General features: G+C 63.7%; 24 protein-coding genes. 9 read left to right on the top strand and 15 right to left on the bottom strand.

Annotated features, from left to right (window positions below; translation table 11 throughout):
* Nucleotides 1-55 precede the first annotated feature (55 nt).
* The 3 genes from gor to rpiA all read right to left on the bottom strand — a co-directional run bounded on the left by gor (nt 56) and on the right by rpiA (nt 2,857).
* On the bottom strand, nt 56-1,444 hold the full coding sequence (gor, locus tag AC1RWL_RS12170; protein WP_493094618.1) for a glutathione-disulfide reductase: 1,389 nt from the start codon (nt 1,442-1,444) through the stop codon (nt 56-58).
* Nucleotides 1,445-1,579: 135 nt separating this feature from the next.
* Nucleotides 1,580-2,140: a DUF2059 domain-containing protein gene (locus AC1RWL_RS12165; RefSeq protein ID WP_256115622.1), complete on the bottom strand. Its 561-nt coding sequence runs from the start codon at nt 2,138-2,140 to the stop codon at nt 1,580-1,582.
* A gap of 18 nt (nt 2,141-2,158) precedes the next feature.
* Nucleotides 2,159-2,857: a ribose-5-phosphate isomerase RpiA gene (gene rpiA, locus AC1RWL_RS12160; protein WP_435267103.1), complete on the bottom strand. Its 699-nt coding sequence runs from the start codon at nt 2,855-2,857 to the stop codon at nt 2,159-2,161.
* Between the two features lie 192 nt (nt 2,858-3,049).
* Between rpiA and AC1RWL_RS12155 the strand changes: the two genes are divergently transcribed.
* Complete coding sequence (locus AC1RWL_RS12155) at nt 3,050-3,724, top strand: HAD family hydrolase (RefSeq protein WP_493094619.1); 675 nt, start codon at nt 3,050-3,052, stop codon at nt 3,722-3,724.
* An 8-nt stretch (nt 3,725-3,732) separates the two neighbouring features.
* On the top strand, nt 3,733-4,533 hold the full coding sequence (locus AC1RWL_RS12150) for an APH(3'') family aminoglycoside O-phosphotransferase (protein ID WP_493094620.1): 801 nt from the start codon (nt 3,733-3,735) through the stop codon (nt 4,531-4,533).
* A gap of 5 nt (nt 4,534-4,538) precedes the next feature.
* On the opposite strand, the gene AC1RWL_RS12145 is transcribed toward AC1RWL_RS12150, so the two are convergent.
* Nucleotides 4,539-6,413: a L,D-transpeptidase family protein gene (locus AC1RWL_RS12145; protein WP_493094621.1), complete on the bottom strand. Its 1,875-nt coding sequence runs from the start codon at nt 6,411-6,413 to the stop codon at nt 4,539-4,541.
* A gap of 478 nt (nt 6,414-6,891) precedes the next feature.
* Between AC1RWL_RS12145 and fumC the strand changes: the two genes are divergently transcribed.
* The 3 genes from fumC (at nt 6,892) to AC1RWL_RS12130 (ending at nt 10,570) form a co-directional block, all read left to right on the top strand.
* On the top strand, nt 6,892-8,340 hold the full coding sequence (gene fumC / locus AC1RWL_RS12140; protein WP_493094622.1) for a class II fumarate hydratase: 1,449 nt from the start codon (nt 6,892-6,894) through the stop codon (nt 8,338-8,340).
* 170 nt (nt 8,341-8,510) lie between these two features.
* Nucleotides 8,511-9,581: a GGDEF domain-containing protein gene (locus AC1RWL_RS12135; RefSeq protein WP_439627307.1), complete on the top strand. Its 1,071-nt coding sequence runs from the start codon at nt 8,511-8,513 to the stop codon at nt 9,579-9,581.
* A 341-nt stretch (nt 9,582-9,922) separates the two neighbouring features.
* Nucleotides 9,923-10,570 carry a L,D-transpeptidase gene (locus AC1RWL_RS12130; RefSeq protein WP_493094623.1) on the top strand — a complete coding sequence of 216 codons (648 nt, stop codon included), beginning with the start codon at nt 9,923-9,925 and terminating at the stop codon, nt 10,568-10,570.
* A 161-nt stretch (nt 10,571-10,731) separates the two neighbouring features.
* Here AC1RWL_RS12130 and AC1RWL_RS12125 read toward each other — a convergent pair whose 3' ends face one another.
* The 4 genes from AC1RWL_RS12125 to AC1RWL_RS12110 form a co-directional block, all read right to left on the bottom strand.
* Complete coding sequence (locus AC1RWL_RS12125; protein ID WP_493094624.1) at nt 10,732-11,487, bottom strand: M15 family metallopeptidase; 756 nt, start codon at nt 11,485-11,487, stop codon at nt 10,732-10,734.
* 28 nt (nt 11,488-11,515) lie between these two features.
* Complete coding sequence (locus AC1RWL_RS12120; RefSeq protein ID WP_256115612.1) at nt 11,516-11,902, bottom strand: hypothetical protein; 387 nt, start codon at nt 11,900-11,902, stop codon at nt 11,516-11,518.
* Between the two features lie 78 nt (nt 11,903-11,980).
* Nucleotides 11,981-12,589, bottom strand: coding sequence for a pyridoxamine 5'-phosphate oxidase family protein (locus AC1RWL_RS12115; RefSeq protein WP_493094625.1), 609 nt, complete (start codon nt 12,587-12,589; stop codon nt 11,981-11,983).
* A 73-nt stretch (nt 12,590-12,662) separates the two neighbouring features.
* Nucleotides 12,663-13,571 (bottom strand): alpha/beta hydrolase, encoded by a 909-nt coding sequence (locus AC1RWL_RS12110; RefSeq protein WP_493094626.1) that lies wholly within the window; start codon nt 13,569-13,571, stop codon nt 12,663-12,665.
* Between the two features lie 48 nt (nt 13,572-13,619).
* Here AC1RWL_RS12110 and AC1RWL_RS12105 point away from each other — a divergent pair, with 48 nt between their 5' ends.
* A complete protein-coding gene (locus AC1RWL_RS12105) occupies nt 13,620-14,099 on the top strand; it encodes a MarR family winged helix-turn-helix transcriptional regulator (RefSeq protein ID WP_493094627.1) in 480 nt (159 codons plus the stop codon).
* A gap of 102 nt (nt 14,100-14,201) precedes the next feature.
* Here the strand turns inward: AC1RWL_RS12105 and AC1RWL_RS12100 are convergent, their stop codons facing one another.
* The 6 genes from AC1RWL_RS12100 to AC1RWL_RS12075 all read right to left on the bottom strand — a co-directional run bounded on the left by AC1RWL_RS12100 (nt 14,202) and on the right by AC1RWL_RS12075 (nt 19,706).
* Nucleotides 14,202-14,516, bottom strand: a complete 315-nt coding sequence (locus tag AC1RWL_RS12100; protein WP_493094628.1) for an antibiotic biosynthesis monooxygenase family protein — start codon at nt 14,514-14,516, stop codon at nt 14,202-14,204.
* Nucleotides 14,517-14,543: 27 nt separating this feature from the next.
* Nucleotides 14,544-15,533: a zinc-dependent alcohol dehydrogenase family protein gene (locus tag AC1RWL_RS12095; RefSeq protein WP_493094629.1), complete on the bottom strand. Its 990-nt coding sequence runs from the start codon at nt 15,531-15,533 to the stop codon at nt 14,544-14,546.
* A 61-nt stretch (nt 15,534-15,594) separates the two neighbouring features.
* Nucleotides 15,595-15,897, bottom strand: a complete 303-nt coding sequence (locus AC1RWL_RS12090) for an ArsR/SmtB family transcription factor (protein WP_066658179.1) — start codon at nt 15,895-15,897, stop codon at nt 15,595-15,597.
* A 227-nt stretch (nt 15,898-16,124) separates the two neighbouring features.
* Nucleotides 16,125-17,336, bottom strand: a complete 1,212-nt coding sequence (locus AC1RWL_RS12085; protein WP_493094630.1) for a low temperature requirement protein A — start codon at nt 17,334-17,336, stop codon at nt 16,125-16,127.
* A gap of 104 nt (nt 17,337-17,440) precedes the next feature.
* Nucleotides 17,441-19,273: a monovalent cation:proton antiporter-2 (CPA2) family protein gene (locus AC1RWL_RS12080; protein WP_493094631.1), complete on the bottom strand. Its 1,833-nt coding sequence runs from the start codon at nt 19,271-19,273 to the stop codon at nt 17,441-17,443.
* A gap of 58 nt (nt 19,274-19,331) precedes the next feature.
* On the bottom strand, nt 19,332-19,706 hold the full coding sequence (locus AC1RWL_RS12075; protein WP_256115603.1) for a gamma-butyrobetaine hydroxylase family protein: 375 nt from the start codon (nt 19,704-19,706) through the stop codon (nt 19,332-19,334).
* Between the two features lie 202 nt (nt 19,707-19,908).
* Between AC1RWL_RS12075 and moaA the strand changes: the two genes are divergently transcribed.
* Nucleotides 19,909-20,895: a GTP 3',8-cyclase MoaA gene (gene moaA, locus AC1RWL_RS12070; protein WP_493094944.1), complete on the top strand. Its 987-nt coding sequence runs from the start codon at nt 19,909-19,911 to the stop codon at nt 20,893-20,895.
* Nucleotides 20,896-20,919: 24 nt separating this feature from the next.
* Nucleotides 20,920-21,561: a DUF1176 domain-containing protein gene (locus AC1RWL_RS12065; protein ID WP_493094632.1), complete on the top strand. Its 642-nt coding sequence runs from the start codon at nt 20,920-20,922 to the stop codon at nt 21,559-21,561.
* A gap of 204 nt (nt 21,562-21,765) precedes the next feature.
* Here the strand turns inward: AC1RWL_RS12065 and AC1RWL_RS12060 are convergent, their stop codons facing one another.
* On the bottom strand, nt 21,766-24,306 hold the full coding sequence (locus AC1RWL_RS12060; protein ID WP_493094633.1) for a methyl-accepting chemotaxis protein: 2,541 nt from the start codon (nt 24,304-24,306) through the stop codon (nt 21,766-21,768).
* Between the two features lie 387 nt (nt 24,307-24,693).
* Here AC1RWL_RS12060 and AC1RWL_RS12055 point away from each other — a divergent pair, with 387 nt between their 5' ends.
* Entirely contained in the window at nt 24,694-25,599 is a 906-nt protein-coding gene (locus AC1RWL_RS12055; RefSeq protein WP_493094634.1) for a DMT family transporter, read from the top strand.
* Nucleotides 25,600-25,608 lie beyond the last annotated feature (9 nt).

Raw genomic sequence — 25,608 nt, 5'->3', positions numbered from 1 at the left:
TAGCCGAAGTTCCAGCCGAGGCTGGCCGATTTGCGTCACCGTGAGCGGCGGGCTTTCAGACCCGCTGGCCGCCGCGCACGCGATAGCTCGGCTGGTACATGGTGACGAGCTCTTCGGATGCCGTCGGGTGCACCGCCATCGTGCGGTCGAAGTCGTCCTTGGTGACGCCGGCCTTCAGCGAAATGCCGAGAAGCTGCGCCATCTCGCCTGCATCGTGGCCGAGGATATGGGCGCCCAGCACCTTGCGGTCGGCGGCGTTGACGACGAGCTTCATGATCGTCTTTTCCTGCCGGCCAGAGAGCGTCGCCTTCATCGGGCGGAATTCGGCACGGTAGATTTCGAGATCGTCGAAGGCCTTTGCCGCCTCCTCCTCGCTCATGCCGACGGTGCCGATCTCGGGCTGCGAGAACACGGCGGTGGCGATCATGTCATGGTCCGGCGAGACCGGGTTGCCGCGGAACTCCGTCTCGATGAAGCACATGGCCTCATGGATCGCGACAGGGGTAAGCTGCACGCGGTCCGTCACGTCGCCGAGCGCAAAAATGCTCTCGACATTGGTGCGCGAAAAATCGTCGACGATGATCGCGCCCTTCTCGTTCGTCGCCACGCCCGCCGTTTCCAATCCGAGACTGCCGGTGTTCGGCACGCGGCCGAGCGCCAGCATGACCTGGTCGACGACAAGCGTCTCGCCCGACTTGGTGGTGACGGAGCGGCGACCGTCGTCGGTCTCGGACACGTCGGTGATGATATCCTCGCAGATCACGCGGATGCCCTTGGCGATCATCGCGGATTGCAGGCCATGGCGCATGTCCTGGTCGAAGCGCGACAGGATCTGCTTGCCGCGGTAGATCAGCGTCGTCTCGACGCCGAGGCCATGGAAGATGTTGGCAAATTCGACCGCGATATAGCCGCCACCGGCGATCAGGATGGCTTTCGGCAGCGCCGGCAGGTCGAATGCCTCGTTCGAGGAGATGCACAGCTCGAAGCCGGGAAGCCCGGGATGCGGCGTCGGATGGCCGCCGACGGCGATCAGGATGCGCTCCGCCGTCACCAGCTCGTCGGTCGCGGTGAGCCGGATGGTGTTCGGCCCGACCAGCACGGCACGCGTCGCAAGGATCGTGGCGCCCGCATTGTCGAGCCCCTTGCGGTAAAGCCCTTCGAGGCGGGTGATTTCCTTCTCCTTGGCGGCAACGAGCGCCTGCCAGTCGAAGCGCGTCTCCCCGACCTGCCAGCCGAACCCGGCCGCATCCTCGAAATGCTCGTGGAACTGCGAGGCGTAGACGTAGAGCTTCTTCGGCACGCAGCCGCGGATGACGCAGGTGCCGCCGAAGCGGAATTCTTCCGCGATCGCCACCTTCTTGCCCATGCTGGCGGCCAGCCGCGCACTACGCACGCCGCCGGAACCTCCGCCGATGACGAAGAGGTCGTAGTCGAAAGTCGCCATGGGTAGATCTCCTGCGGGCAAGCGTGGCCGTCTGACGGGGCCGGCAGCGCGAATCCGTCACCGGGCCGAAGAACATATAGGAGCAGGTGGTGCAAAAGAAAAAGGCGGCTGACGCCGCCTTTTTTGGAAAATCGATTACTGCTGCGGCTGCTGCGCTTCGCCACCCTCGGTGGCCGCACCATCGGTGGCCGGCACGCTGCCGAGGATCGGGTTGAGTTTCTTGGCGCTTTCAGCCCGCAGGTCGCGATCGACGCCGACAGCCCAGATCTCGGCGGCCTTCATGACTTCGCGCGTGGCGATCGGGCCATCCGATAGCAGCTTCTTGCCGACCGGCGATGTATAGAAATCGGCGATCGCCTTCAGCTCATCCTGGGTGAAGGTCTTGGCGTAGATCGACGCGGCCTCGCGCTCCAGATCGGCGCGGCGCGGCGCAAGCGCAAGCGCCTGCTCGTCGACGGTTGCATTGATTTCCGATTCGTGGTTCGGCGAGGCCTGAACCAGCGTGCTCTTGATGCGCACGGCAAGGCCCGGCAGGATGTTGTCGAAACCGTTCGTCGCGCCGATGGCGTCGATGGCAGAGCGGGCGGTCTTGATCTGTTCGTCCGTGACGTCCTGCGCCGTGGCAGCGCCTGCAAGGCTTGCCGAAACGATAAGGGTCACCGCGAGGGTCCGGCCGAAACCAGCAAATTTGATCATATCGGTCTGTGCTCCTGTCTATTCTTTTGCCGTCAGCGTGCGCGCACCAGCGGGTCCCGCGATGATGGCCAGCGACGCCATATTGATGAAGAGTCCGTGTTCGACGACACCGGGTATGTCATTGAGGCTGCTTGCGAGCGCATCTGCATCAGGAATGCGGCCAAAAGATGCGTCGAGAATGTAGTGTCCACCGTCGGTCATGAAGGTGCCGTCGCCCGACGCACGCAGCACGATGGCGCCCGAAAGGCCAAGCCGGGCGGCCGCCTTCTCGATGGCAATGCGCGTGGCGGCAAGCCCGAACGGGTTGACCTCGATCGGCAGCTTGAAGGCGCCGAGCGTCTCGACCACCTTGCTCTCGTCGGCAATCACGATCATGCGCGTCGAGGCACTGGCGACGATCTTTTCGCGCAGCAGCGCACCGCCGCCGCCCTTGATGAGGCTCAGGCGGCCGTCGACTTCGTCGGCGCCGTCAATGGTGAGGTCGAGTTCCGGCAGCTCGTCGAGCGACTTCAGCGGCACGCCGAGTTCGACGCAGAGCCGCGCCGTGCGCTCGGATGTGGGCACGCCCTCGACCTTCAGGCCGCCAGCGACCCTCTCCGCCAGAAGCCGTACGAACTCTTCCGCAGTCGAGCCGGTGCCGATGCCGAGGCGCATGCCGTCTTCCACATGGGAAAGTGCAGCCTCGGCGGCCTTGATCTTCATTTCCCGGGCGTCCATGCCCCAAAACTCCCTGAATACGCGTCAGCCGGCGCCCGAAGCGGCCGGAATTCCGGTGAGACACTTACACGCCCTGAATGGCAAACGAAAGCCAAAATCGCCGCATCCCCCTGGGCGAGAAGCCGATTGCAAATGCCGACGCCATCGCATACCGGAGAGGCCTGCCCTCGCTCTCCTCACAAGGTTTCCCGCATGTCCGCATCTCTCGTTGTCTTCGATCTCGACGGAACGCTCATCGATACCGCGCACGACCTCGTGGCAAGCCTCAACCACACGATCGGTCTCGAAGGCCTGGACCCCATCACCTATGACGACCTCACCTATCTCGTCGGCCATGGCGGGACGGTGATGATCAAGCGCGCCTTCTCGCTGCGCGGCCGCGAGATCAGCGAGGAGGAGCTGGCCCGCATGCTCGGCGTCTTCGTCAACCATTATGCGGAAGCCATGCCCGGCGTCTCGGTGCCCTATCCGGGCCTCGTCGATGCGATGGACCGCCTTTCCGGCGCCGGCTACCGCCTCGCCGTCTGCACCAACAAGATGGAAGGCCTCGCCCGCCGCCTCGTCGACGGCCTCGGGCTGACCGCGCGTTTCGCGGCGATCACCGGCGGCGACACATTCGCGGTCCGCAAGCCGGATGCCGAACACCTGCTCGGCACGGTCCGCCTCGCCGAAGCCGATCCGCTGCGCACCGTGATGATCGGCGACAGCCTCAACGACATGCTCGTCGCGCGCAATGCCGGCGTCCCCTCGATCGGCGTGCCCTTCGGCTATTCCGACGTGCCGGTCGCCGAGTTGGAGCCGACCCATGTCATCGCCCATTTCGACGAATTGACGCCCGACCTCGTCGAGCGCCTCATCGCCCGCTGAGCGGCCCCATGGACTGGGCCGGGACGCTTCTGGATATCCGCGCCGGCTGGGTGCCGGCGCATCAAGGCGAATCCGGCGACCGGGTTTTTCGCAGCCCGGACGGGCGCAGCTACGCGAAGCTCGCGGCCGGACCGCGTGCTGCGGAACTTGCCGGCGAACGCGACAGGCTCGGCTGGCTGGCGGACAAGGGCATCGCCTGCCCCGCACTTCTGGATTGGTACGAGAACGAACAAGGCGCCTGCCTCGTCATGAGCGCCGTGACGGGCGTGCCGGCGGTGACGCTTTCGGGCGCCGACCTCCTCAAGGCCTGGCCGTCCATGGCGGAACAGCTCGCCGCGTTCCACGCCCTTCCGATCGAAAACTGCCCGTTCGAGAAAAACCTTGCCGGCATGTTCGCCCGCGCCGCCGATGTCGTGGCGCGCGACGCCGTCAATCCGGATTTTTTGCCCGATGAGGACAAGGAGCGGCCGGCAGGCGAGTTGCTCGCCCGCGTCGAGGCAGAACTGCCGCTGCGGCTGGCACAGGAACGGCAGGATCGCGTGGTCTGCCACGGCGATCCCTGCATGCCGAATTTCATGGTGGACCCGCAGACGTTGCGCTGCACGGGCCTGATCGATCTCGGCCGCCTCGGCACGGCGGATCGCTACGCCGACCTCACGCTCATGCTCGCCAATGCCGGGGAAAACTGGACGACGGAAGCGGAGGCCAAAAAAGCCTTCGACATCCTCTTCGCTGCCCTAAAAATCGAGGCGCCCGACCGGGAGCGCCTCGCCTTTTATCTGCGGCTAGACCCGCTGACCTGGGGCTGAACCGATCAGCCCTGGACCTGCCGCGCCTTCTGCGTCGCGGCAAAAGCCTTGCGCATATAGTCGTCACGGCCATAGACGTCGTCGAAGAATTCGACCACGCCGTCCTTGTTCGGCCAGGCGGTGAAATAGGCGATGTAGATCGGGATATCCGCTTTGACCGGCAGCGCCTTGTTGTGGCCGGCGGCGATCTCCTTGCCGACCTCGTCCTCGCTCACGCCGAGCACGGCGGCTGCCATCTTGCGCGGTTCGGCGAGGCGTACGCAGCCATGGCTGAGTGCGCGCATGTCCTTCTTGAAGAAGCTCTTCGACGGCGTGTCGTGCATGTAGATGGCGTGGCTGTTCGGGAACAGGATCTTGAGTTCGCCCAGCGCATTGTCGCCGCTCGGCGGCTGGCGCACGGAAACGCCCGAGGTCGAGCCGTACCAGTTGACCGACGAGGACGGCACCGCGCGGCCACCAACGGCGACCTCGTAGCCCATGCGGTCGAGATAGGACGGATCGCTGCGAAGCTTAGGCAGCATCTCGTTGATGATGATCGACTGCGGCACGCCCCAATAGGGGTTGACCTCGACGGTCTGCACCTTGTCCTCGAAGAAATAGGTCTGGTTCGACTTCGAGCCGACGACCGTGCGCATCGAGAACTTTTCCGCGCCGTCCTCGTAATAATAGACCTGGAAGGCCGGCTGGTTGATGAAGACGTGGCGGGCGCCGAGATCGACCGGCAGCCAGCGCGCCTGCTCCAGCGCCACCTCGACCTTGGCGACCTTGTCGGCGACGCTGTCGCCGCCCGTCATCTTGCGGATCGAGGCCTTGCCGACGACGCCGTCCGGCTTCAGGCCGTTTTCCTTCTGGAAGGCTTCCACGAGGGCGACCAGTTCCGGCGTATATTCGGGCGTGCCGGCATAGGTGGCGATCGTCACCGAATGATCGGTCTTCAGCGCGTCGGAACCGTGCTTGACGATGCCCTTGACGACATTAGCAAGTTCCGGATTGCTCTGACCGGGCTTCAACAGCGTGCCTTCGGCGATGACCACGCGGTCTTCGCCCGCGGTTTCAGCCTTCAGCTTGGCAAGCTCCGCCTTCAGTGCCTGGAAATCGGCGCTCGAAGGCGAGCGGCTCTCGAGATAGCCCTTGACGTTGCTGCTCATCGCCACGTTCTTCAGCGCCGCGACAAGATTGACGTCCTTGCGCTTGAAATCGTGGTAGCCGGAAATCTTGTTCGGATCGATGCGGCCGCGCACGGCGTCCTGCACATAGGTCGCGACGGCGGCCGAAAGTGCCACCTCGAAGGTCGCAAGCTCGCCGTAGCGCTTGTTCATGTCGGCGCTGTCGAAGGCGTCCGACGGGATCTTGACCGCATAGTCCCAGGGATCGAGGCCGACCGAAGCGGCATCGGCCAGCACCGCGATGGCGGTCTTCGCCTTCTCATTGATGCCCGTGCCGTCGATCCAGACGAATTTCTTCTGCTGGCCGTAAAAACTCTCGACCGCCTTGGCAGGCCCCTCGGTCGTGCGCACATCGACGGTGGCGAAAGCGGCGCGGATACCCGCATCGCCGGCCGGCTGGACGGAGGCAGAAATAGAGCTCGTGATGACGGGATCGGCCAGCTTGTCGACGGCGACGCGCTTCAGCGCATCGGCCTTGTAGGTATAGTAGCGCGGACCGGTGACGCGGGGCAGCGGCTTGGCTTCCTGCTTCGCCGTGGCGCCCGGCAGCGCAAAACCGGTGTCGACGCCTGGAAGCGGCTCGGCCTTCTGCTTTTTCTTGCCGTTCAGCCATTCCATGACGGTCAGGGCGTTGGCGGGCGTCGCGTTGAGCGAAACAGTGGCGCAGGAGAGAGCCAGCGCGGCGGCCAGCACGGCAGTCTTGGTAAGCTTCATTGTATTCCATTCCCCGATTGACCCGCGCGTGTCGCGGTCTCTGGTGGCGCCCGAACCAGCAGGCCGGTAAGTTATAGGAAAGGATGGTGAATGAAAAGGAAACGCCCCTCCCCGCCAGCCTTGCTAGACCTCACGAAACCGTCATTTCGGACCTCGGCAAGCGAGACGGATGGGGAGGCGTAAAAATTTGAATTGGCGTCGAATTTTCCCGCTGGAAACGAAAATTCCGCTTGGAACGCCAGCAAGACGCGAAAAACAAGCCGGCGATTGTGATGGAAAAAGCACAGCGTCGCGAGCGCTCTGCGCGCCCTCATCCTGCCCGTTCGCGGCCTAATCGATTTTAACCGAAAGTCTCGTCCCGCGCGGCCATTCCGCCCCTTGCAACCGGGTCGCAGATGAGCCAGAGATTTTCGCGATTTTTTCGCGCCAGCGCGGCCTTTCATGAAACGGCCCGCGCTCGCCCGGCCTGCCGCGCCCCATGCGGCGGCATCGCCGGCGGCAGGACGAAGCGCATGGGTTTTTAGCGGGAAGCACAATGACATCGACGCGCACGGAAACGGATACATTCGGCCCCATCGAAGTGGACAACAGCCGCTACTGGGGCGCGCAGGCCCAGCGCTCGCTCGGCAATTTCAAGATCGGCTGGGAAAAGCAGCCGCTTTCGGTCGTGCGTGCGCTCGGCATCGTCAAGCAGGCCGCCGCCCGAGCCAATGCCGAACTCGGCCGTCTCGACCCGGCACTCGCCAAGGCCATCACGGAAGCCGCGCAGGAAGTCATCGACGGCAAGCTCAACGACCATTTCCCGCTCGTCGTCTGGCAGACGGGCTCGGGCACTCAGTCGAACATGAACGCCAATGAGGTGATCTCCAACCGGGCAATCGAAATGCTCGGCGGCGTCATGGGCTCGAAGAAGCCGGTGCACCCGAACGACCACGTCAACATGAGCCAGTCGTCGAACGACACCTATCCGACGGCCATGCACATCGCCTGCGCCGAGCGCATCGTGCACGACCTGCTGCCGGCGCTGAAGCACCTGCACGCCGCCCTTGAAGCGAAGGTGAAGGCCTTCGACCACATCATCAAGATCGGCCGCACGCACACGCAGGACGCGACCCCACTGACGCTCGGCCAGGAATTTTCGGGCTACGCCGCGCAGGTCGCCTCCTCGATCAAGCGCATCGAGCTGACGCTGCCAGGCCTGTGCGAACTCGCCCAGGGCGGCACCGCCGTCGGCACGGGCCTCAACGCGCCGGTCGGCTTTGCCGAAAAGGTCGCCGACCACATTGCGCAGATCACCGGCATCGCCTTCAAGACCGCGCCGAACAAGTTCGAGGCGCTCGCCGCCCACGATTCGATGGTCTTCTCGCACGGCGCGATCAACGCGGCCGCCGCCGCGCTCTTCAAGATCGCCAACGACATCCGCTTCCTCGGCTCCGGCCCGCGCTCCGGCCTCGGCGAACTGGCGCTGCCGGAAAACGAGCCGGGCTCGTCCATCATGCCCGGCAAGGTCAACCCGACCCAGTGCGAGGCCCTCACCCAGGTCTGCGCCCAGGTCTTCGGCAACCATGCCTCTCTCACCTTCGCCGGCAGCCAGGGCCATTTCGAGCTCAACGTCTTCAACCCGCTGATGGCCTACAACTTCCTGCAATCGGTCCAGCTTCTTTCGGACGCCGCAATCTCGTTTACCGACAATTGCGTCACCGGCATCGAGGCGCGCGAGGACAACATCAAGGCGGCACTCGACCGCTCGCTGATGCTCGTCACAGCACTCGCCCCGAAGATCGGCTACGACAGTGCCGCAAAAATCGCGAAAACCGCCCATAAAAACGGGACGACGCTGCGCGAAGAAGCGGTCGGCGGCGGATACGTCACGAACGAAGAATTTGACGCGGTTGTACGCCCTGAGAAAATGATTATGCCGGGTTGATATAGAAAATTCGAATATTCTACCTGGAAAGGCCGTAGATCATTGGATTTGCGGCCTTTTTTGCTGCCAGGATTCCGTAAGGGGAGTTCACAACCGTTAATCATTCCCAAAGCATTTTCGCTTTATTTTGCGGGTCGGGAGCCAACCAACGAAATTCAGGAGCAGCCGACATGAACACGGCAGTTGCGCAGAAGGTCCAGGTGCCGGATATCGCGGCCCAGGTGACCTATGCCATGCGCATAATGGGCGTCGCGCCCATCCCGCGGAACTACGAGTTGTTCTACGAGGCCTATATCGGTTCCAATCCCAAGCTGACGCGCGAACTCGCCGCCCTCGGCAGCAAGGCCTCACAGGAAGAGCTGGACGAGATCGGCGCGAAGTATTTCGGCCATCACCACGGCGCGACCGCCATCGACGGCGCGCACACCAAGATCGTCGGCGAGCTGGAAGGGCTGCTGCGCCTGCTGAAGCAGGAGCAGACCTCGCTCGAAAGCTACAACAAGCTGCTCGACGAAACATTCGGGCGCATCACCGGCAAGAACGCCACCAGCGTCGAGATCATCAAGAGCGTCGTCGGCGTGCTGACGCAGGCGACCGGCGACACCATCAACCAGGGCAAGGAGATGGTGGAGAACGTCGCGCAGAAGTCGATCGAGATGGACAATGTGCGCAAGGAACTCGACGAGTACAAGCGCATCGCCAACACGGATTCGCTGACGCAGCTCTCCAACCGCCGCGCCTTCGACGACAAGCTCTCCGCCATCTACAATTCGACGATGTCGCGCGGCGTGACCGCGCTGATCCTCGCCGATATCGACCATTTCAAGAAGATCAACGACACCTACGGCCACCCGGTCGGCGACAAGATCCTCGCCTCCGTCGGCAGCCTGATCCGCGCAAATGTGCGCAAGGACATTCTCGTTGCCCGCACCGGCGGCGAGGAATTCGCGATGATCGTCGAGGGCAACACCGAGGAAGAGGCGATGGCGATCGCCGAGCGCATCCGCGTCGCGCTCGAGCACACGCCCTTCAAGAATTCCAAGACCGGCGTCAATTACGGCCCGATCACCATCTCGCTCGGCTTCTGCATGGCCTCCTGGGCGGAAGGCCCGGGCGAGCTCTACTCCAAGGCCGACATCGCCCTCTATTGCGCCAAGAACGGCGGCCGCAACCGCACCATGCCGTTCGAGGACGGCATGAAGAAGGATTTCGCCAAGAGCTGGCTGATCTACCGCAAATAAGCGGGCTACTACCCTCTTCGAAACGGCGCCTTCGGGCGCCGCTTTGCGTTTGGCACGAAATTTTTCCTCGCCCGCCAAATCCGGCGGAACCGCGGCGGGAGTCGCGCGTTTTTGCGGCACGGGAGGAACGTGCCATGCAAACCGGATTTTTCGAACTGACGATGATCGCCGCCCTGATGCTGAGCAGCCTCGTCTGGATCCAGCCCTTCTAGGGGCTTGGAAAAGCCGGCGGGAGGCCTGTTCCCGCCGGAACATCGTGGCGCGCGCCGCTGTCCTAGAAAGTCCCCATCAAAACAAAGCGCCGGGCATGAAGCCAACGGCCGCAAACAGGGACCAGGACAATGAAAAAGCTCGCCATCGCTCTTCTCGCAGGTCTTCTTTCCACCGCAGGCGCGGCCTTCGCCGCCGACAATGCCGTCGACCCGATCGAGGTCGCCTCGCTCTCCTCCTCGGCCCAGAAGACGGGCTGGCTGCAGGTGCTGTCGGGCGGCAAGCCGGTCAAGTCGGAAAGGAAGATCGCCGCCGTCTCCCGCGCGCCGATCGCCCGCGAACTCGTCGCCTTTAACGAGAAGGTCGCACCCGGCACAATCATCGTCGACAATTCCGAACGCCGCCTCTACCACGTCCTCGGTTCGGGCCTTGCCATGAAATATGCCGTCAGCGTCGGCCGCGAGGGGTTCATCTGGACGGGTGCGGAAAAGGTCACCCGCAAGACCGAATGGCCGACCTGGACGCCACCGGAAGACATGCGTGCCCGCGAAGCCAAGAAGGGCAAGATCCTGCCGGTCTCGATGAAGGGCGGCCTCGACAACCCGCTCGGCTCGCGCGCCATCTATCTCGGCTCGACCATCTACCGCATCCACGGCACCAACCAGCCGTCCTCGCTCGGCAAGGCGCAGTCCTCCGGCTGCATCCGCATGGCGAACGAAGACGTCGAACACCTCTATGCCCAGGTCACGGCGGGCGTGACGGTCATCGTTCGCGATTGATCAAAAAGCTGAAACCGATCAGCGGCAGACGGAAACGCCCTGCCGCCCCAACCACTCCGTCATCCTCGGGCTTGACCCGAGGATCCATTATTTTCAAAGGGTTATGGATCCTCGGGTCAAGCCCGAGGATGACGGAGGAGAGGTTTGGGGACTATTTCGTCTCAGCGGCAGGCGGCATCGCCTGCCGCTTTTGCTATGGCGATGAGATCGGGGCGATACTCGAAATGCATGGTGTCGTAGTGATACCAGCGTCCGCCCCAGACATAGCCGTGCCGCTCGAAGATATCGACGATCTCCAGCGGGTACTTGTTGGCATATTTCGGCACCTTGCCCGGCTTGCCGCCTGACCAGATCCAATAGTCCGCAAACTTGGTGTTGAGATCGATCGCCGCGCCGAAACTGTGCACCGACATGTTGGGCGCGCCGGAAACCTTGCGCCAGTTGAAGGTGCCGGCCGACGGCGCCAGGTAGCGCTTCAGCTCGGGTTTTGCCGCAAGCTCGTCGCGCACCTTCTCCAGAGCCGCAGCCGCGCCCTGCCGCTTGGTCACGCGCACCGTCGCGCCGAACCATTTGACCGGCACGAGATCGGCCTGCACCGCCTTCGCCGATTTTCCGTAAAGCCGCATCATCAGCGCGTCGCTGCGAATGCGGCCGGGATCGAAATTCACCACCGGTTTCACGTCGCAGGCGCCGAGCGGATAAATTTGCTGGAGGCTGTCCTCGACGTCGCCGGCGGCGAGCGCCGCCTGATGGTCCTTCGTCTTGCCGTCGTCGATTTCGAGCGGCGGTCCGCCGTCCTTGAAGACGAGGCTGTTGCCCTCGATGCCGGCGAGGCTTTCGGGATAGGCCGCGACGAGCAGTTTCAGGCGGGCCGCAAGATTGGGCTCCGCAGCGCCCGCCACTGAGGCGGCGAGCACGAAGAGCGCTGCACCCGCAAGCGCGTGCTTAGTCCACGGAAATGTTGATATAATCGCCTCCTCCGCCGCGCCAGATTTCGACGTGGATCTGCACGTCGCCGTTCAGCAGGCGGCGTGCGGCGCTGCCGTCTATGCGGCCGCTGCGGATCATGCGCTCGGCGAGCTCGCGATTGCGCGCCGAGGCGAAGAAGTTGTCGAAATCGTCGCCGGGCTGGCTGACGCCGAAGCGATGCACATTGGCGCGGTCCTGGCGGATGACCTGCCAGGGCTGCGTCAGGCGCTCGTTGCTGGAGTTGTAGAGATCGTCCTGGCCGATATAGGCGCCGTAGCTTTCGATCAGCTCATCCGCCTTGGCCGCTCCGGCCGAAGCCGCGAGCACTGCGGCGATCGCCGCCGCAAAAATTCCTATCCGCATTCCCAACTCCACCTGTCGGCCGTGGCCGCTTGCAATCGCTAACAAGACGGGTCGGGAGGGCAAGATATTCGCCGTCCCTCACCACATGGTCTTGGCGGCCCGGCCGGGCCATTCCCGATCATAGGCGGTGCCGTCGAAACCCTTCTTGGCCGAGGCGAGCATCTGGCCCACGGTCGGCAGGCAAGAGGTATCGCGGAATTTCTCCGGGTTCCAGAGGTCGGCGCGCAGAACGGCGCGCGCGCATTGCGAATAGACCTCTTCGATCGAGATCACGACGACGGAGCGGGGGTGTTTGCCATCCATCACGAAGCGCTCGGTGATCGCCTGGTCGATACGCACCACGGCGCGGCCGTTGAGGCGCATGGTCGTGTTGGAGCCGGGAATGAGGAACATCAGCGCCACGCGCGGATCGCGCACGATGTTGGAGAGCGAATCGATGCGGTTGTTGCCGCGCCAGTCCGGCAGCATCAGCGTGCGCTCGTCCTCGATGTGGATGACGGCGCCGGCATCGCCGCGCGGCGAGCAATCGAGCCCTTCCGGCCCGACGGTGGCGAGCGCCATGAAGGGCGAGGCCTCGATCATCGCGCGATATTCCGGCAGCAGGAAGTCCGTCACCTTGACGAGCGAGGCTTCGCCGGGTTCGCCGTAAAGCGCGTTCAACTGATCGACCGAGGTGACGATGGTCATGCTTGCCTCCTGTGCCGCGTGCCGTTTCCGGCGCATCGCACCCTGGCATGACAGGTTCATGACAAAAAGGCCGTCAGGCGGCGATGCGTTGTCCGTCCTCGGCAAGGAAGCGCACGATGCGGTCGATCACCGGCTCTGCGGAGACGATGCGGCGATGACCAAAGCCGTTCGCCCATTCGAGCGTGACATTCGGCCCCGAAGCGGCGTAGCGCCGGGCATGCAGCGCCGGCACCTCCTTGTCGTCTTCCGCATGCAGAACGAGCATCGGCACCTTCAGCCGCCCCGCCCCGTTCGCGGCGTCGAAGGCCGAAAGCGGCGCGCCGGCAATCTTTTCCACATGACTTTCCAGCGCCACCTGGGCCTTGGCCCCGAGCTTCAGGAACCGGCCGAGATCCTTGAACAGCCACGTCATTTCGCTGGGCGAGCCTATGGTGACCAGCCGGCGCGGCCGGTGCGCGGGAACCGACGGCACGAGGCCGCTCGCCGCGCAGGCAAGCGACGCCCCGCCAAAAGAATGGCCGCAAAAATAATCGAACCCGCCAAAACGCTGCCAGGCCGCGTCGATCGCCCGCACCGCCATCGGCAGCGTCAGCGTGCGCCCGCGCGAGACGCCGTGGCCCGGCAGGTCGAGCGCCACGACCTCGTGGCCAGCGGCGACCAGGGCCTCCGTCAGCGTCGAGAGATAGGCCGCGCGCGAGCCCCAGCCATGCACCACCAGCACCCGGCCGGAAAAGGCCTGGCAAGGCCGTGCGGCAAAGCGGTGCGCGACGGCAGTGCCGCCGGCAAAGGCAAGCGTCACGCGCTCAGCCTGCCGCATCCAACCCTCGGAGCGGGCGAAAAGTTCCTTCTCCTTCGCCGTGCGCGGCCGGCGGCCCGGCGTCGTCGCAAACAGCCGGAACGCCGCGCGGCCGGCAGCAGTGGGAGAGACGGCGGCAGCACCCTGGAGCGCCAGCCGGATGACCGTCAAGCCAAAGGATGCCATAGTGGGAATCCATAAAAAATGTTCAATGCTGAACAATAAAGTACAACGATGAACAAAAATCAAGCCTTCCCCTGGGATCATCCGCGCTTTCGCAGCTGGATCGGCGTGGCGCGCGCCTGCCAGCTCATGCAGCAGGCGGTGACAAGGGCGATCGCCGATCTCGGCATCAAGCCGCCGCATCTCGATATCCTGGTCAACCTCTACCGTTTCGACGGCATCTCCCAGCAGGAGCTGGCGCGAAAACTGCTCGTCGGCCGCTCGAACATGAGCATGCTGCTGCCGCAACTCGAAAAGCGCGACCTCATCCTGCGCAAGGCCGACGCCAAGGACAAGCGCGTGCTGCGCTTGTCGCTGACCCAGGCCGGCCGCAGCCTCACCGAACAGGCGATGATCATCCAGACCGGCCTGATCGACCGCATCCTGTCGCAGACCCCGGAAGACCGTTGCCTTCAGGTCGCCGAATCGATGGAGGACATCATCCGCATCCTCCAGACGATGGATGCGGACGAGGTGGCCGAAGGCGCCTAGGCCGGATCGACATTTGAGCGATGAACCCTTATCGGCGAGGCTGGACAGGACTCTGCTAGGTTTTCGTTGCCCCAGCTTCCGCTACGTACTCTGTGTAAGATTTTAAACAAGATATTCGCCTGTAGCAAAAGCTGTCCCCTCGATATGATAGACCGTCGGTTCTTCCGAAAAATACCGCTGCAAGCCCATCATGAACATCCGATGGTCTTCACTCGCTTCGAAGCCCGGCGTGTGATCCTCAAGGGACTTCCAGCGCACGATTAGGTGGAACAGTTCGGGTGTTTCGATCCCCTGTGCGAGAACGTGACCGCAATAACCCTCTGCGCGGCTGAGCAACGGAGCGACCTCGGCAAATGCGGCTCTGAACGTTTCAATTTGCGCTCTGTGGACGGGGAGTTGAGCGATTTCATAAATCATGGCGTTCCCATAAAGTGAGTTCAACGGTTAAAAGCCCGCACTTGCGAGATGAGCCGAAGGCCCGACTGCTATCGCGATTTTCCCTCGAACACCGTTGTTAGGGGTCTCCAGCCGGGCATGGGCGAGTGGAATGTCGGCAAGCGAGTAGACGGCGCCGACGTGTGGCCGCAACTGACCGCGCTCTATCAAAGCGCTCAACTCATCGAGCTTGCCGCGGTTTTGTCTCGTGAAAACGAAGTGATAACTCGCGTTCTTGCCCCAGGCCTGAACGACGTTTTGTGGCTGTGCAATGTCCACGATCGTGACAACGCGGCCAAGTTGTGCGAGCGCGTCGGGGCTGCGCGACAATGTGTTACCGCCGATGGTGTCGAACACGACATCGATTCCGCGGCCACTCGTTTCCCGCAGGACGGCGTCGACATAATCTTCCTTTTGGTAGTCGATGACCACATCGGCACCCAGACTATGTGCAAACTCAAAGTTTGCTTCACGCACGGTGGTGAACACTCTTGCTCCCATGGCCTTTGCGATTTGAATCGCCACATGACCGACCCCTCCCGCGCCGCCATGTACCAGAATGCTTTCCCCCACTCGCAGCCCCGCACGCACGACAAGTGCTTCCCACACCGTACCGCCAACCAGGGTCAAGCTTGCGGCCTCAAGGTGGCTCAGCGAGGGAGGCTTCTTCCCGATAATGCTTTCGGCAGCAACGTGGTACTCGGCATAACTTCCTGGCCCGTCAAATATTTGCGGGGTGTACCAAACTTCGTCTCCTGGCGAGAAGGCCGTCACACCCGGCCCGACCGCTTCGACAACGCCAGATACGTCGTGTCCGGTAATAGCCGGCAGTGGCACCAAATCGCGATAATCGCCACGTCGGACTTGGTAATCCAACGGATTGATGGAGGTTGCATGTACCTGGACCAACACCTGTCCGGCACGCGGCACTGGCTTGGGCACGTCGCTAAGCGCGAACGAATCCGGGCGTCCAAATGATTTGAGTGTCATCGCTTTCATTGCACATCCTCGTTTCGGTAAAAAGGAATATGGAGAATTCCCGATATTCTGAGGCAAAAAATCACAGTTCCTTCCCGATGATCTCGGCAAGAGCACTGATGGTGGCTTCGTTCCGCTTGTAGTAGGTCCACTGGCCGATGCGCCTGACTTCCACCAAGCCTGCTCGTTGCAGGGTTGCCAGATAATCAGACACCGTCGACTGCGACAGTCCCACGCCTTCTTGAATGCTACTGACGCAGACCCCTACCGTTAGAACGTCGCCTTCATCCTGCGGAGGGAAGTTCTTCGCGGGGTCCTTCAAACCTTTCAAGATTTCAAGGCGGGTCCGGTTTGAGAGGGCTTTGAATATTTCAAGCAATTCCATAGCCTGATAATATCGAGATTTACCGATATGTCAATACGGCCAATGGCGGTCGTGTTTGCAGCTTTTGTAACGGGATACCGGATGGCAGCGCAGCGACGGGCTGGCGTCGATGTCGTCCTCTGTGACGGCGCGGACGGCTGCCATCGGCCGGAACCAGCGAAAGGCAGGTCAACCTCCGCGGCGGTCGCGGGGACTGCGGCTCAGTTCAACCTAAATGTCGATCCGATCTAGACCTTGGCGACCGCATCCGCCCGCGTCGACTTCAGTGACTGGAACTCCCAGAGCGCCACGCCGAACAGCACTGCGGACGCCGCCATGAAGAGCTGGTAGGGCTCGACGAAGGGCACGGCAGCAGCGAGCGCGAGAAGCGCGCCGATGCCGGCGAGATGCGATAGCGGCGCCCGTCCGCGCACCGCCCGCTTGAACCAGGTATTGCCCGAGAGGAAGACGATCGGACCGCCGAGGATGGCGCTCGCGGTCTTGAAATCGACGTGCCCATGCGGATGGGCGAGCGCGAATTCCTCCGCCACGGCCGACAGGATGATGCCGCCGACGATCGGGATATGAGCATAGGTGAAGGCAAGCCGGGCGACGCGACCGGGCGTCGCCGAATGCTCGATCAGGTGCGCCGCCTCGCCATGGCCGAAGCGGAAGTAGATCCACCACATGGTGGCGGTCGAGAAGAAGGCGGTGGCGAGCAGGAGGATGGTGAAGCCGTCGAGCAGCTCCATGCCGGCGACCGTGCGGCCGGTAACGAGGATCGTCTCACCGAGGCAGATGATGACGAAGAGTGCGCAGCGCTCCGAAATATGCTCGCCGGAGACCTGCCAGTCGCTGACCGACGATCGCCCGATGCCGGGCGTGACGAAGCCGAGCGCCGGCGCGCTGTATTCGATGACGAGCGCCAGCAGCCAGAGCGCCAGCCGCGCCTCCTCCTCGACGAAGGCGCCGGCGATCCAGAACACGGCGGCAAAGGCCGACCAGGCGGTGATGCGGATGAAGTTGCGGCTGTTTTCCGGCCAGTCGCGCCGCATCACATAGGCGGTGAAGGCCGAGCGGCCGACCTGCATGGCGACATAGGTGAGCGCGAAGAGCAGGCCGCCGGTGCTAAAGGCGACCGGAATGGCGACCGACAGCATCAGGCCGAGGAACATCAGCACGAAGAGCAGGATGCGCACCGGCGCCTTGTCGGGATCGAGCCAGTTGGTCGCCCAGGTGGTGTAGATCCACACCCACCAGACCGCGAGCGTCAGCATCGCCGCTTCGACGAGGCCGAGCGCCGAATAATGCCCCGCCAGCGAATGGGAAAGCTGGATGATGGTCAGCACGAAGACGAGGTCGAAGAAGAGTTCAGCGAAGCCGACCTTGCCTTCCTGTGCTGTTCCCCGGGCACGCAGAAAGGCGGAATGGGCGAAGCGTTCGTCGTTCGTCGCCGTCATGCGGGCGGGTCCTTCTCCAAGTGTGATGTCCAAGTGTGGTCGAGCCGGGCGGCGTCGACCCCATGGGAAACCACCCGGCGCGCGAAGGCAAGCCCGATCCGCGGTCAGCCGGCCTCTTCCTGCTGTTCCCTTTCGCGGCGCTCGCGCTCCTCTTCCGCTGCCGCGCGCTCGCGGGCGGTGCGCGCCGCAACGAGATCGGCCGGCTGCGCATTGCCGCGCACGAGCTGGCGGCCGGCATAGATGCCGCCGACGGTTTCGAGCGCCAGGCGCTCGCGGTCGACATCGCGGAATTCCTCGACCACTTCGATGGCCAGATCCTCGTCCTCGCCGAGCACCTTCAGCGTCTCGCGGCTGAAGACCGTGGCAGATTCGAAGGTCTCGCGGATCTGGTAGTCGACGCCGGCATGGATGAGGTCGATCGCGTGGCCGCGGTCGTAGGCGCGCGCCAGAAGCGGCACCAGCGGAAACTCCTCGTGCACGATCTGCGCGATCTTCACCGCTGCTTCCTTGTCGTCGACGCAGATGAGGATCGCCTTGGCGGTCGCCGCACCCGCGGCATGCAGGATGTCGATGCGCGAGCCGTCGCCGTAATAGACCTTGAAGCCGAACTCCGCGGCATCGCGCACGAATTCCGCGTCCTTGTCGATCAGCGAGAGCGTATAGCCGCGGGCAAGCAGCGGCTGGCTGACGATCTGGCCGAAGCGGCCGAAACCGATCATCAGCACCGTGCCCTCGACATTCTCCGGCAGCGTCAGCCCCTCGGTGGAGGGCTGCTGCTTCGGCACGACGCGGTCGTGCAGGATGACCATCAGCGGCGTCAGCACCATCGAGATGATGATGGTCGCCGTCAGGATCGCATTGTCCTCGCCGTCGAAAATGCCGGCGGACACGGCGGCCGCATAGAGCACGAAGGCGAATTCGCCGCCCTGCGCCATCAGCACGGCGCGTTCCAGGCTTTCGGCGTGGCAGGTGCCGAGCACGCGGGCGACGAGATAGATGATCAGGATCTTGGCGATCATGTAGCCGACGACGCTTGCCACCACGAGCTGCCAGTTGGCCGCGATGACCGAAAGGTCGATCGCCATGCCGACGCCGAGGAAGAACAGGCCGAGCAGGATGCCGCGGAACGGCTCGATATCGGCTTCGAGCTGGTGGCGGAAGGACGATTCGGAGAGCAGCACGCCGGCGAGGAAGGCGCCCATCGCCATCGACAGCCCGGAGACCTGCATGGCGAGCGCCGAGCCGAGCACCACGAGAAGGGCTGCGGCCGTCATCACCTCGCGCGCACCGGACGCCGCCAGCACGCGAAACAGCGGATTGAGCAGGTAGCGCCCCGCCAGCACCAGCGCCACGATGGCGCCGATGGCGATGCCGACCGAAAGCCAGCGGTCGGAGGTATCCGTGGCCGCCCCGCCCGTGCCGAGCAGCACGACGATGGCGAGCAGCGGCACGATGGCGAGGTCCTCGAAGAGCAGGATCGCGATGATGCGCTGGCCCTTCAGCGTCGACATGGTGCCGCGCTCCTGCAGCATCTGCATGACGATGGCGGTCGAGGTCAGGACGAAGCCGGTGCCGGCGACGAAGGAGGGAATGAGCGGGAAACCGAAGGAAAGCCCGATGCAGGCCAGCGCCGCCATGGCGCCCATCACCTGGATGGCGCCGAGCCCGAAAATGTCCTTGCGCATGCCCCAGAGCCGCGAAGGCTGCATTTCGAGGCCGATGATGAAGAGGAACATCACCACGCCGAGTTCGGCGACATGGATGATCGCCTGCGGATCGGCGAAGAAACCGAGCCCGAAAGGACCGATCGCCAGCCCCGCCGCCAGATAGCCGAGCACGGAGCCGAGCCCGATCTTCTTGAAGACCGGCACCGCCGCCACGCCCGCCGCCAAGAGGACGACGACCTGGGTGAGATCATTTGCATTCGCTTCTGCCAAAAGGGCATCTCCCGTTGGTTGTCGGTGGACGCTACCTTCTTGGAGGCAGTCCGAAATGTTACCGCGGTTTCTCCGACATATCGCGGCTCATGCCTTTCTCCGCAAGGTCGCGTTCGTAGTCGGCGAAGAGCTCCGCGCCCTTTTCCCCGAGTTCGCGCAGATAGGACCACGTGAAGATACCAGTATCGTGAAGGTCGTCGAAGCCGATGCGCACGGCATAATTGCCGGTCGGGATCATGGAGATGATCGCCACGTTGCGCTTGCCCGGCACCGTCACCTTCTGGCCCGGCCCGTGGCCCTGCACTTCTGCAGACGGCGAGAGCACGCGCAAAAGCTCCGCCGAGAGGTCGAAACTCTGATTGTCGTTGAACGTCACGACGAGGCGCTGGCGGTCCTTGGAGACCCGCAGTTCCGTCGGCCACAGATCGCTCATGCCATTCCCTTTCCATCGCCTTTGCGCGAAGGACTATGCCGCAAGCCGGGGATGTGCAAGGCGGAAAATGCTGTCATAATCGCCGCACCGGCTTGACGGTGCGCCCCGCGCGCACGACATATCCGGGAACGGAGGCTGTGTTTTGAATTCGTTTGCAGGACCATGGGATGGCGCGGGCCGCATCGCGCAGTCCGACGCACCGATGATCGACCCCTTCGGGCGGGCGATCACCTATCTGCGTGTCTCGGTGACGGATCGCTGCGATTTCCGCTGTACCTATTGCATGGCGGAAAACATGACCTTCCTGCCGAAGAAGGACCTGCTGACGCTGGAAGAGCTCACCCGGCTCTGTTCCGCCTTCATCGCCAAGGGCGTGCGCAAGCTGCGGCTGACCGGCGGCGAGCCGCTGGTGCGCAAGAACATCATGCATCTCGTGCGCGAACTCGGCCACCAGGTGCAGGACGGCCGCCTCGACGAACTGACGCTGACCACCAACGGCTCCCAGCTCGCCAAACACGCGGCCGAGCTTGCCGATTGCGGCGTGCGCCGCATCAATGTATCGCTCGATACGCTCGATCCGCAGAAATTCAAGGCGATCACCCGCTGGGGCGAACTTTCGAAGGTCATGGACGGCATCGACGCGGCACAGGCTGCCGGCCTGAAGATCAAGATCAACGCCGTCGCGCTCAAGGATTTCAACGACCGCGAGATCCCCGAGCTGATGCGCTGGGCGCATGGCCGCGGCATGGACCTCACCCTCATCGAAACCATGCCGATGGGCGAGATCGAGGAAGACCGCACCGACCGCTACCTGCCGCTGTCCGAAATGCGCGAACGGCTCGCAGAGGAGTTCACGCTCACCGAAAACGCCTACCGCACCGGCGGGCCGGCGCGTTACGTCACCGTCGCCGAGACCGGTGGCCGCCTCGGCTTCATCACGCCGATGACGCATAATTTCTGCGAAAGCTGCAATCGGGTGCGCCTCACCTGCACGGGCACGCTCTATATGTGCCTCGGCCAGAACGATGCGGCCGACCTGCGCCTGCCGCTGCGCGCCTCCGAGGATGACGCCCTGCTCTCGCAGGCGATCGACGAGGCGATCGGCCGCAAGCCGAAGGGCCATGATTTCATCATCGACCGCCGCAACCGCCCGGCCGTCGCCCGCCACATGAGCGTCACCGGCGGCTGAGCGCTGCCCAACAGCGAGGTTTCGGTGAAAACCCTTCTGGCCGCCCTCCTCTGCGCCGCCCTTCCGTCCATGACCTTCGCCGCCGAACGCCCGGAAGGTCTCACCGCCGCGGAAGCCGTCGTGAAGGCCGCCTTCGGCACGGATTGCGACATGAACGGCATGACGGAAGTGCCGATGGCCGCGCCGGACGGCGAAGGCTTCGGCCATTCCGTCTACCGCTTCTCCTATCGCGCCAGCTACCAGTCGGCGGCTGATCCGGAAATCCAGGCGGAGCTCTACCAGTTGTTCTGCGGCTCCGGCGCCTACAATATCCGCCACGCCTTCGTGCTGAAGGTGAGCGACACGGAATCTCCAAAACTCGTCGCCTTCGCCACGCCCGATCTCGACTATGCCTATACCGACGACGAGATGGGCAAGCTCAAGGCCGACCCGAAAGTGCGCGGCTTCCGCGCCACGGGCCTGCTGGTGAACGCGACCTACGACGCGGAAAAACGCACCATCACCAGCCACACCGCCTGGCGCGGCATCGGCGATGCCTGGGACAGCGGCACCTGGACCTTCATCAACGGCGACTTCGTGCTGACCCGCTTCGAAGTCGACCCGACCTATGGCGAACAGGACCCGGCAGCGCCGGAGAGCTACGTCGTCTACGAAGCCGGCAAATAGGCGACCCGCTTGCCGTCGAATAACAGACAAAATGCCGTGCCCTCCTCCGTCATGGTCGGGCCCGACCCGACCATCCATGCTCCGAGCACGCCGCTGGATCCTCGGCTCAGGGCCGAGGATGACGTCGGGGGCGAGGTCGCGTTGTTAACAAACGAAAAAGGCCGGGCTTTCGCCCGGCCTTTTCAATTCCAGCTAAGCCGATGCTCAGGCCGCGTAATGCTGACGCCCGAAACCATCCCGGGTATCGAGATCGCGTGTCTTGAAGTGGTCGATCTTCTCGTTGAGGTTTTCGACGCGGCGGCGCAGGCCGTGGATTTCCGCGGTGTTTTCCTCCACCATCGCCGCGTTCTGCTGCGTGATGAGCTCGACCTGGTGCACCGCTTGATTCACCTCGTTAATGCCCTCGTACTGTGCCGCGGCGGCGGCCTCGATCTTGCCGACCAGCGTGTGGATCGACGAGATGTGCTCGTTGATAACAGTCAGCGCCTCGCCGGTCTCGGTGACGAGCGAGACCCCGTTCCTGACCTGCGCCGAGCTGTCGGAGATCAGGCCCTTGATCTCGCGGGCCGCACCCGCGCAACGCTGGGCAAGCTCGCGCACTTCCTGCGCGACGACCGCGAAGCCGCGGCCGGCCTCGCCGGCGCGCGCCGCTTCCACCCCGGCATTCAGCGCGAGCAGGTTGGTCTGGAAGGCGATCTCATCGATCACGCCGATGATCGTGCTGATCTTCTCCGAGGATTTCTTGATCTGGTCCATGGCGTCGACCGCCTTGGACACGACTTCGCCGGAGCGCTTGGCATAGCTGTGCGTTTCGTCGACCGAAACCGCCGTCTTCTGTGCGCTTTCGGCGGTGGAGCGGACGATTTCGGTCAGCTGGCGCAATGCCCGCGAGCTTTCCTCAAGCGCTGCCGCCTGCTGCTCGGTGCGGCGTGCAAGGTCGTCGGCAGAGGTGGCAAGGTTGCTGGTGCCGCCGTTGATCTCGACCGTCGTCGCACGAACGTCCGACAGCGTGACGCGCAGCGCCTCGACGGCATTGTTGTAGGTGCGGGCCATCGCGACATATTCGGCGGCAAGCGCCTCCGTCATGCTCTCTTCGAGATTGCCGGCGGCAAGCTGGCCGAGCACGTCGGACAGGGCAGTGAGCGCCTCTGTCTGGTCGGCTTCGATACGGGCCTGCTCGCTGGCGCGGCGCGCCTGCTCCTCGGCCGTCAGCTGGCGCTGGGTTTCCGCTTCCTGTTCGAGGCGCACGTTTTCGCGCGCGGCATCGCGGAAGACGGCGACCGAGCGCACCATGTCCCCGATCTCGTCGCCGCGGTTGCGGCCATCGATGCTGATGTCGAGATCGCCGCTCGCCAGCCGCGACATGGCTTCGTTGACGCGCCGCAGCGGTCCACGCAACGTTTCGACGAGCATCAGGCCGCCGATGATGGCGAGCAGCGTGCCGGCGACCATCGCGATGATCGAGACATTGGCCGAGCGCTGGCTGTCCTTCTTGCCGGCCTCCTGCGCGCTCGACACGAACTGTTCGAGCGTCTGGCTGGAATCCGCCACGGAAGCGGAGGCGGCGACACGCGCAGCCTGCCACTTCTCGCCGACAGAAATGAGATCCTGCGTGCCCTTCTCGATCTTGACGAGCGAGGGCGCGAGCTTGTCGGAGAGATCGCGCAGCGCCGCATTCTTCGTGCCGAGCTTTGCGAGTTCAGCGGCACTCGCGGCCACTGCCTTCACGTCCGCAAGCACGGCGTCGCGGCTCGGCTGGTCGAGCTTGCGGTGCAGTTCGCTGATATGCAGGCGGGTTTCGTCGATGCCCTTGAAGGTATCGCCCATCAGCGTAATCAACGTCTTGAGCAGCACGATCTCCGCATCCATGCCGACGAAGCGCTTGGCGGCGGTGTCGGAGTTCTTGCCGGCTTCCTTCAGGAAATCGGCATCGAACTTCGCGAGCTTGGACAGCACCGGCACAAACTTCGCCTTCTTGGCCTCGGCGTCGTCGGTGCCTGCAAGGATTGCCTGTACCGCGGCGACTTCCACCTCAAAGACCTTGATCTGTTCCAGCGCCTTCGGCGAGGCGATCGCCTTGGATTCGGCAAGTTGCTTGAGGAGCTGCGGCAGGTAGGTCTCGGCCGCCTTCACCTTGTCCTCCGGCTTCATCGCCAGCGCGACGGGCTTGCGGAACTTGCCGATGCGTTCGGCAAGGCCCTGATAGGCGGCAGCATCGAACAGCAGCGCCTTGGCGAAGGCTTCCTTCTCGCCCGATTCGCTGCGGATGACGCCGATCTGCTTTTCGGCAAAGGCGCCGTCCTTGGCCATCGCCGCAAGCGAGCCTTCGAGCTCCGCGGTCACGGCGTTGCGCTCCTGGTCGATCGCCCAGAGCGTCTCGGTCTGGGCGCGCATGGTGCCGGCCAGCGTCACGACGGAGGCGATCTTGGCCTTTTCGGCGGCATCGGGCAGCAGCGCGTCGAGATCGTGGATGCCGGCATCCTGCTCGTCGATCCGCGCGGAGAGCGCGTCGCGCGTCTCCTGGGCGGGCTTGTCGACGAAATCCTGCAATCCGCTGCGCAGGTTCTGGAAATGCGACAGGCTGTTGATCGTCTCGCGGGTGACCGTCATGTGGCCGTTCAGCGTGCTCGCGGTGAAATAACCGACAAGGCCGATACCGGCGATCAGCGCGACGAGAGGAATGACGAACAGCAGCACCTTTGTAACGATGCGGCGCTGCTGGAGCAGGCGGTCAATGAAGGACATGGGTTCCCCGACGTTTTTATGACGACCAAGATCCCGTCGGGTGTCTGTCAAAGCCGAAGGGGCCGCTCGGCTCACCATCGGGAGCGCGGCCGGCACTTCATGTCGGGGCATTCGGCCGATCTTCCACCAGGCGGCCTGCCCTCACCCGTCGCATCATGCGATCGTTCATTGGGATGACGCAACGATAGGTGGGGAAGCTTAATGAAATGCTTCGCCAAAGCAGCAGAAATTCAAGCTGTTGCGCCGAAATCGTCATCGTTTCCTGCCCAAAACACGCTCATTCGCCGCTTCCTTCGGCAACCATCCCGTTTGTTCCAGTGGATCTAGTGATGGCACCCGGCCGACAATGTGCCTATGAGGGAGAGACAATCGCCTGGAATCACCCGCATGAACTCCACCGCAAATGCCAAGGGCGCCCTCTTCATGGTGGTCGCCATGGCCGGCTTCACCTGCAACGACGCACTGGTCAAATCCGTCACCGATGCCATGAATGTCGGACAGATCATGTTCGTGCGCGGGCTGATGACGACCGTGCTCGTCGTCGCCATCGGCTGGTGGATGGGCGCGCTCGGCTCCTGGCGTGTCATGCTGCAGCCGGCGCTCCTGCTGCGGCTCGTCGCCGAAATCCTCGCCTCGCTCGCCTATATTTCCGCGCTCGGCGCCATGCCGCTCGCCAACACCGCCTCGATCCTCCAGGCGCTGCCGCTCGCCGTCACCCTCGGCGCCGCGCTCTTCCTCGGCGAACAGGTCGGCTGGCGGCGCTGGCTGGCCATCATCGCCGGTTTTGCCGGCGTGCTCATCGTCATCCGACCCGGCCCGGAAGGGTTTTCGATGGCGGCGGTCTATGTCATCGCCTCGGTCGTCGGCGCTGCCGCGCGCGATCTCGCAACCCGCCGCATCGACCCGAACGTTTCCACCCTCTTCATCAGCGTCATCACCGCAACCTCGATCACGGTCGTCGGCGGGGCGCTGATCGTGCCGATGGGCGGCTGGCAGCCGATGTCGGGCGATGTGCTTAGCCGGCTAGCGATTGCCAGCGTGCTGCTGCTCGTCGGCTACCAGGCCATCATCCTTGCCATGCGCACCGGCGAAATCTCCTTCATCGCCCCCTTTCGCTATACGAGCCTCATCTGGGCGATCGCCATCGGCTTCCTGTTCTTCGGCGAGATACCGGATATCTGGATGACAGTGGGCGTGGCTATCATCGTCGCCTCCGGCCTCTACACCTTCTATCGCGAGAACCGCCGCCAGGTGCCGGCCGTCGCACAGGAGTCGAAGCCGGAATCGCCCTGACAGGGTTGC

Source organism: Shinella sp. GW821-FHT10F02, assembly GCF_058809275.1.
The sequence above is the reverse complement of the archived record's forward strand: the minus strand, read 5'-3'. Positions and strand labels throughout refer to the sequence as shown.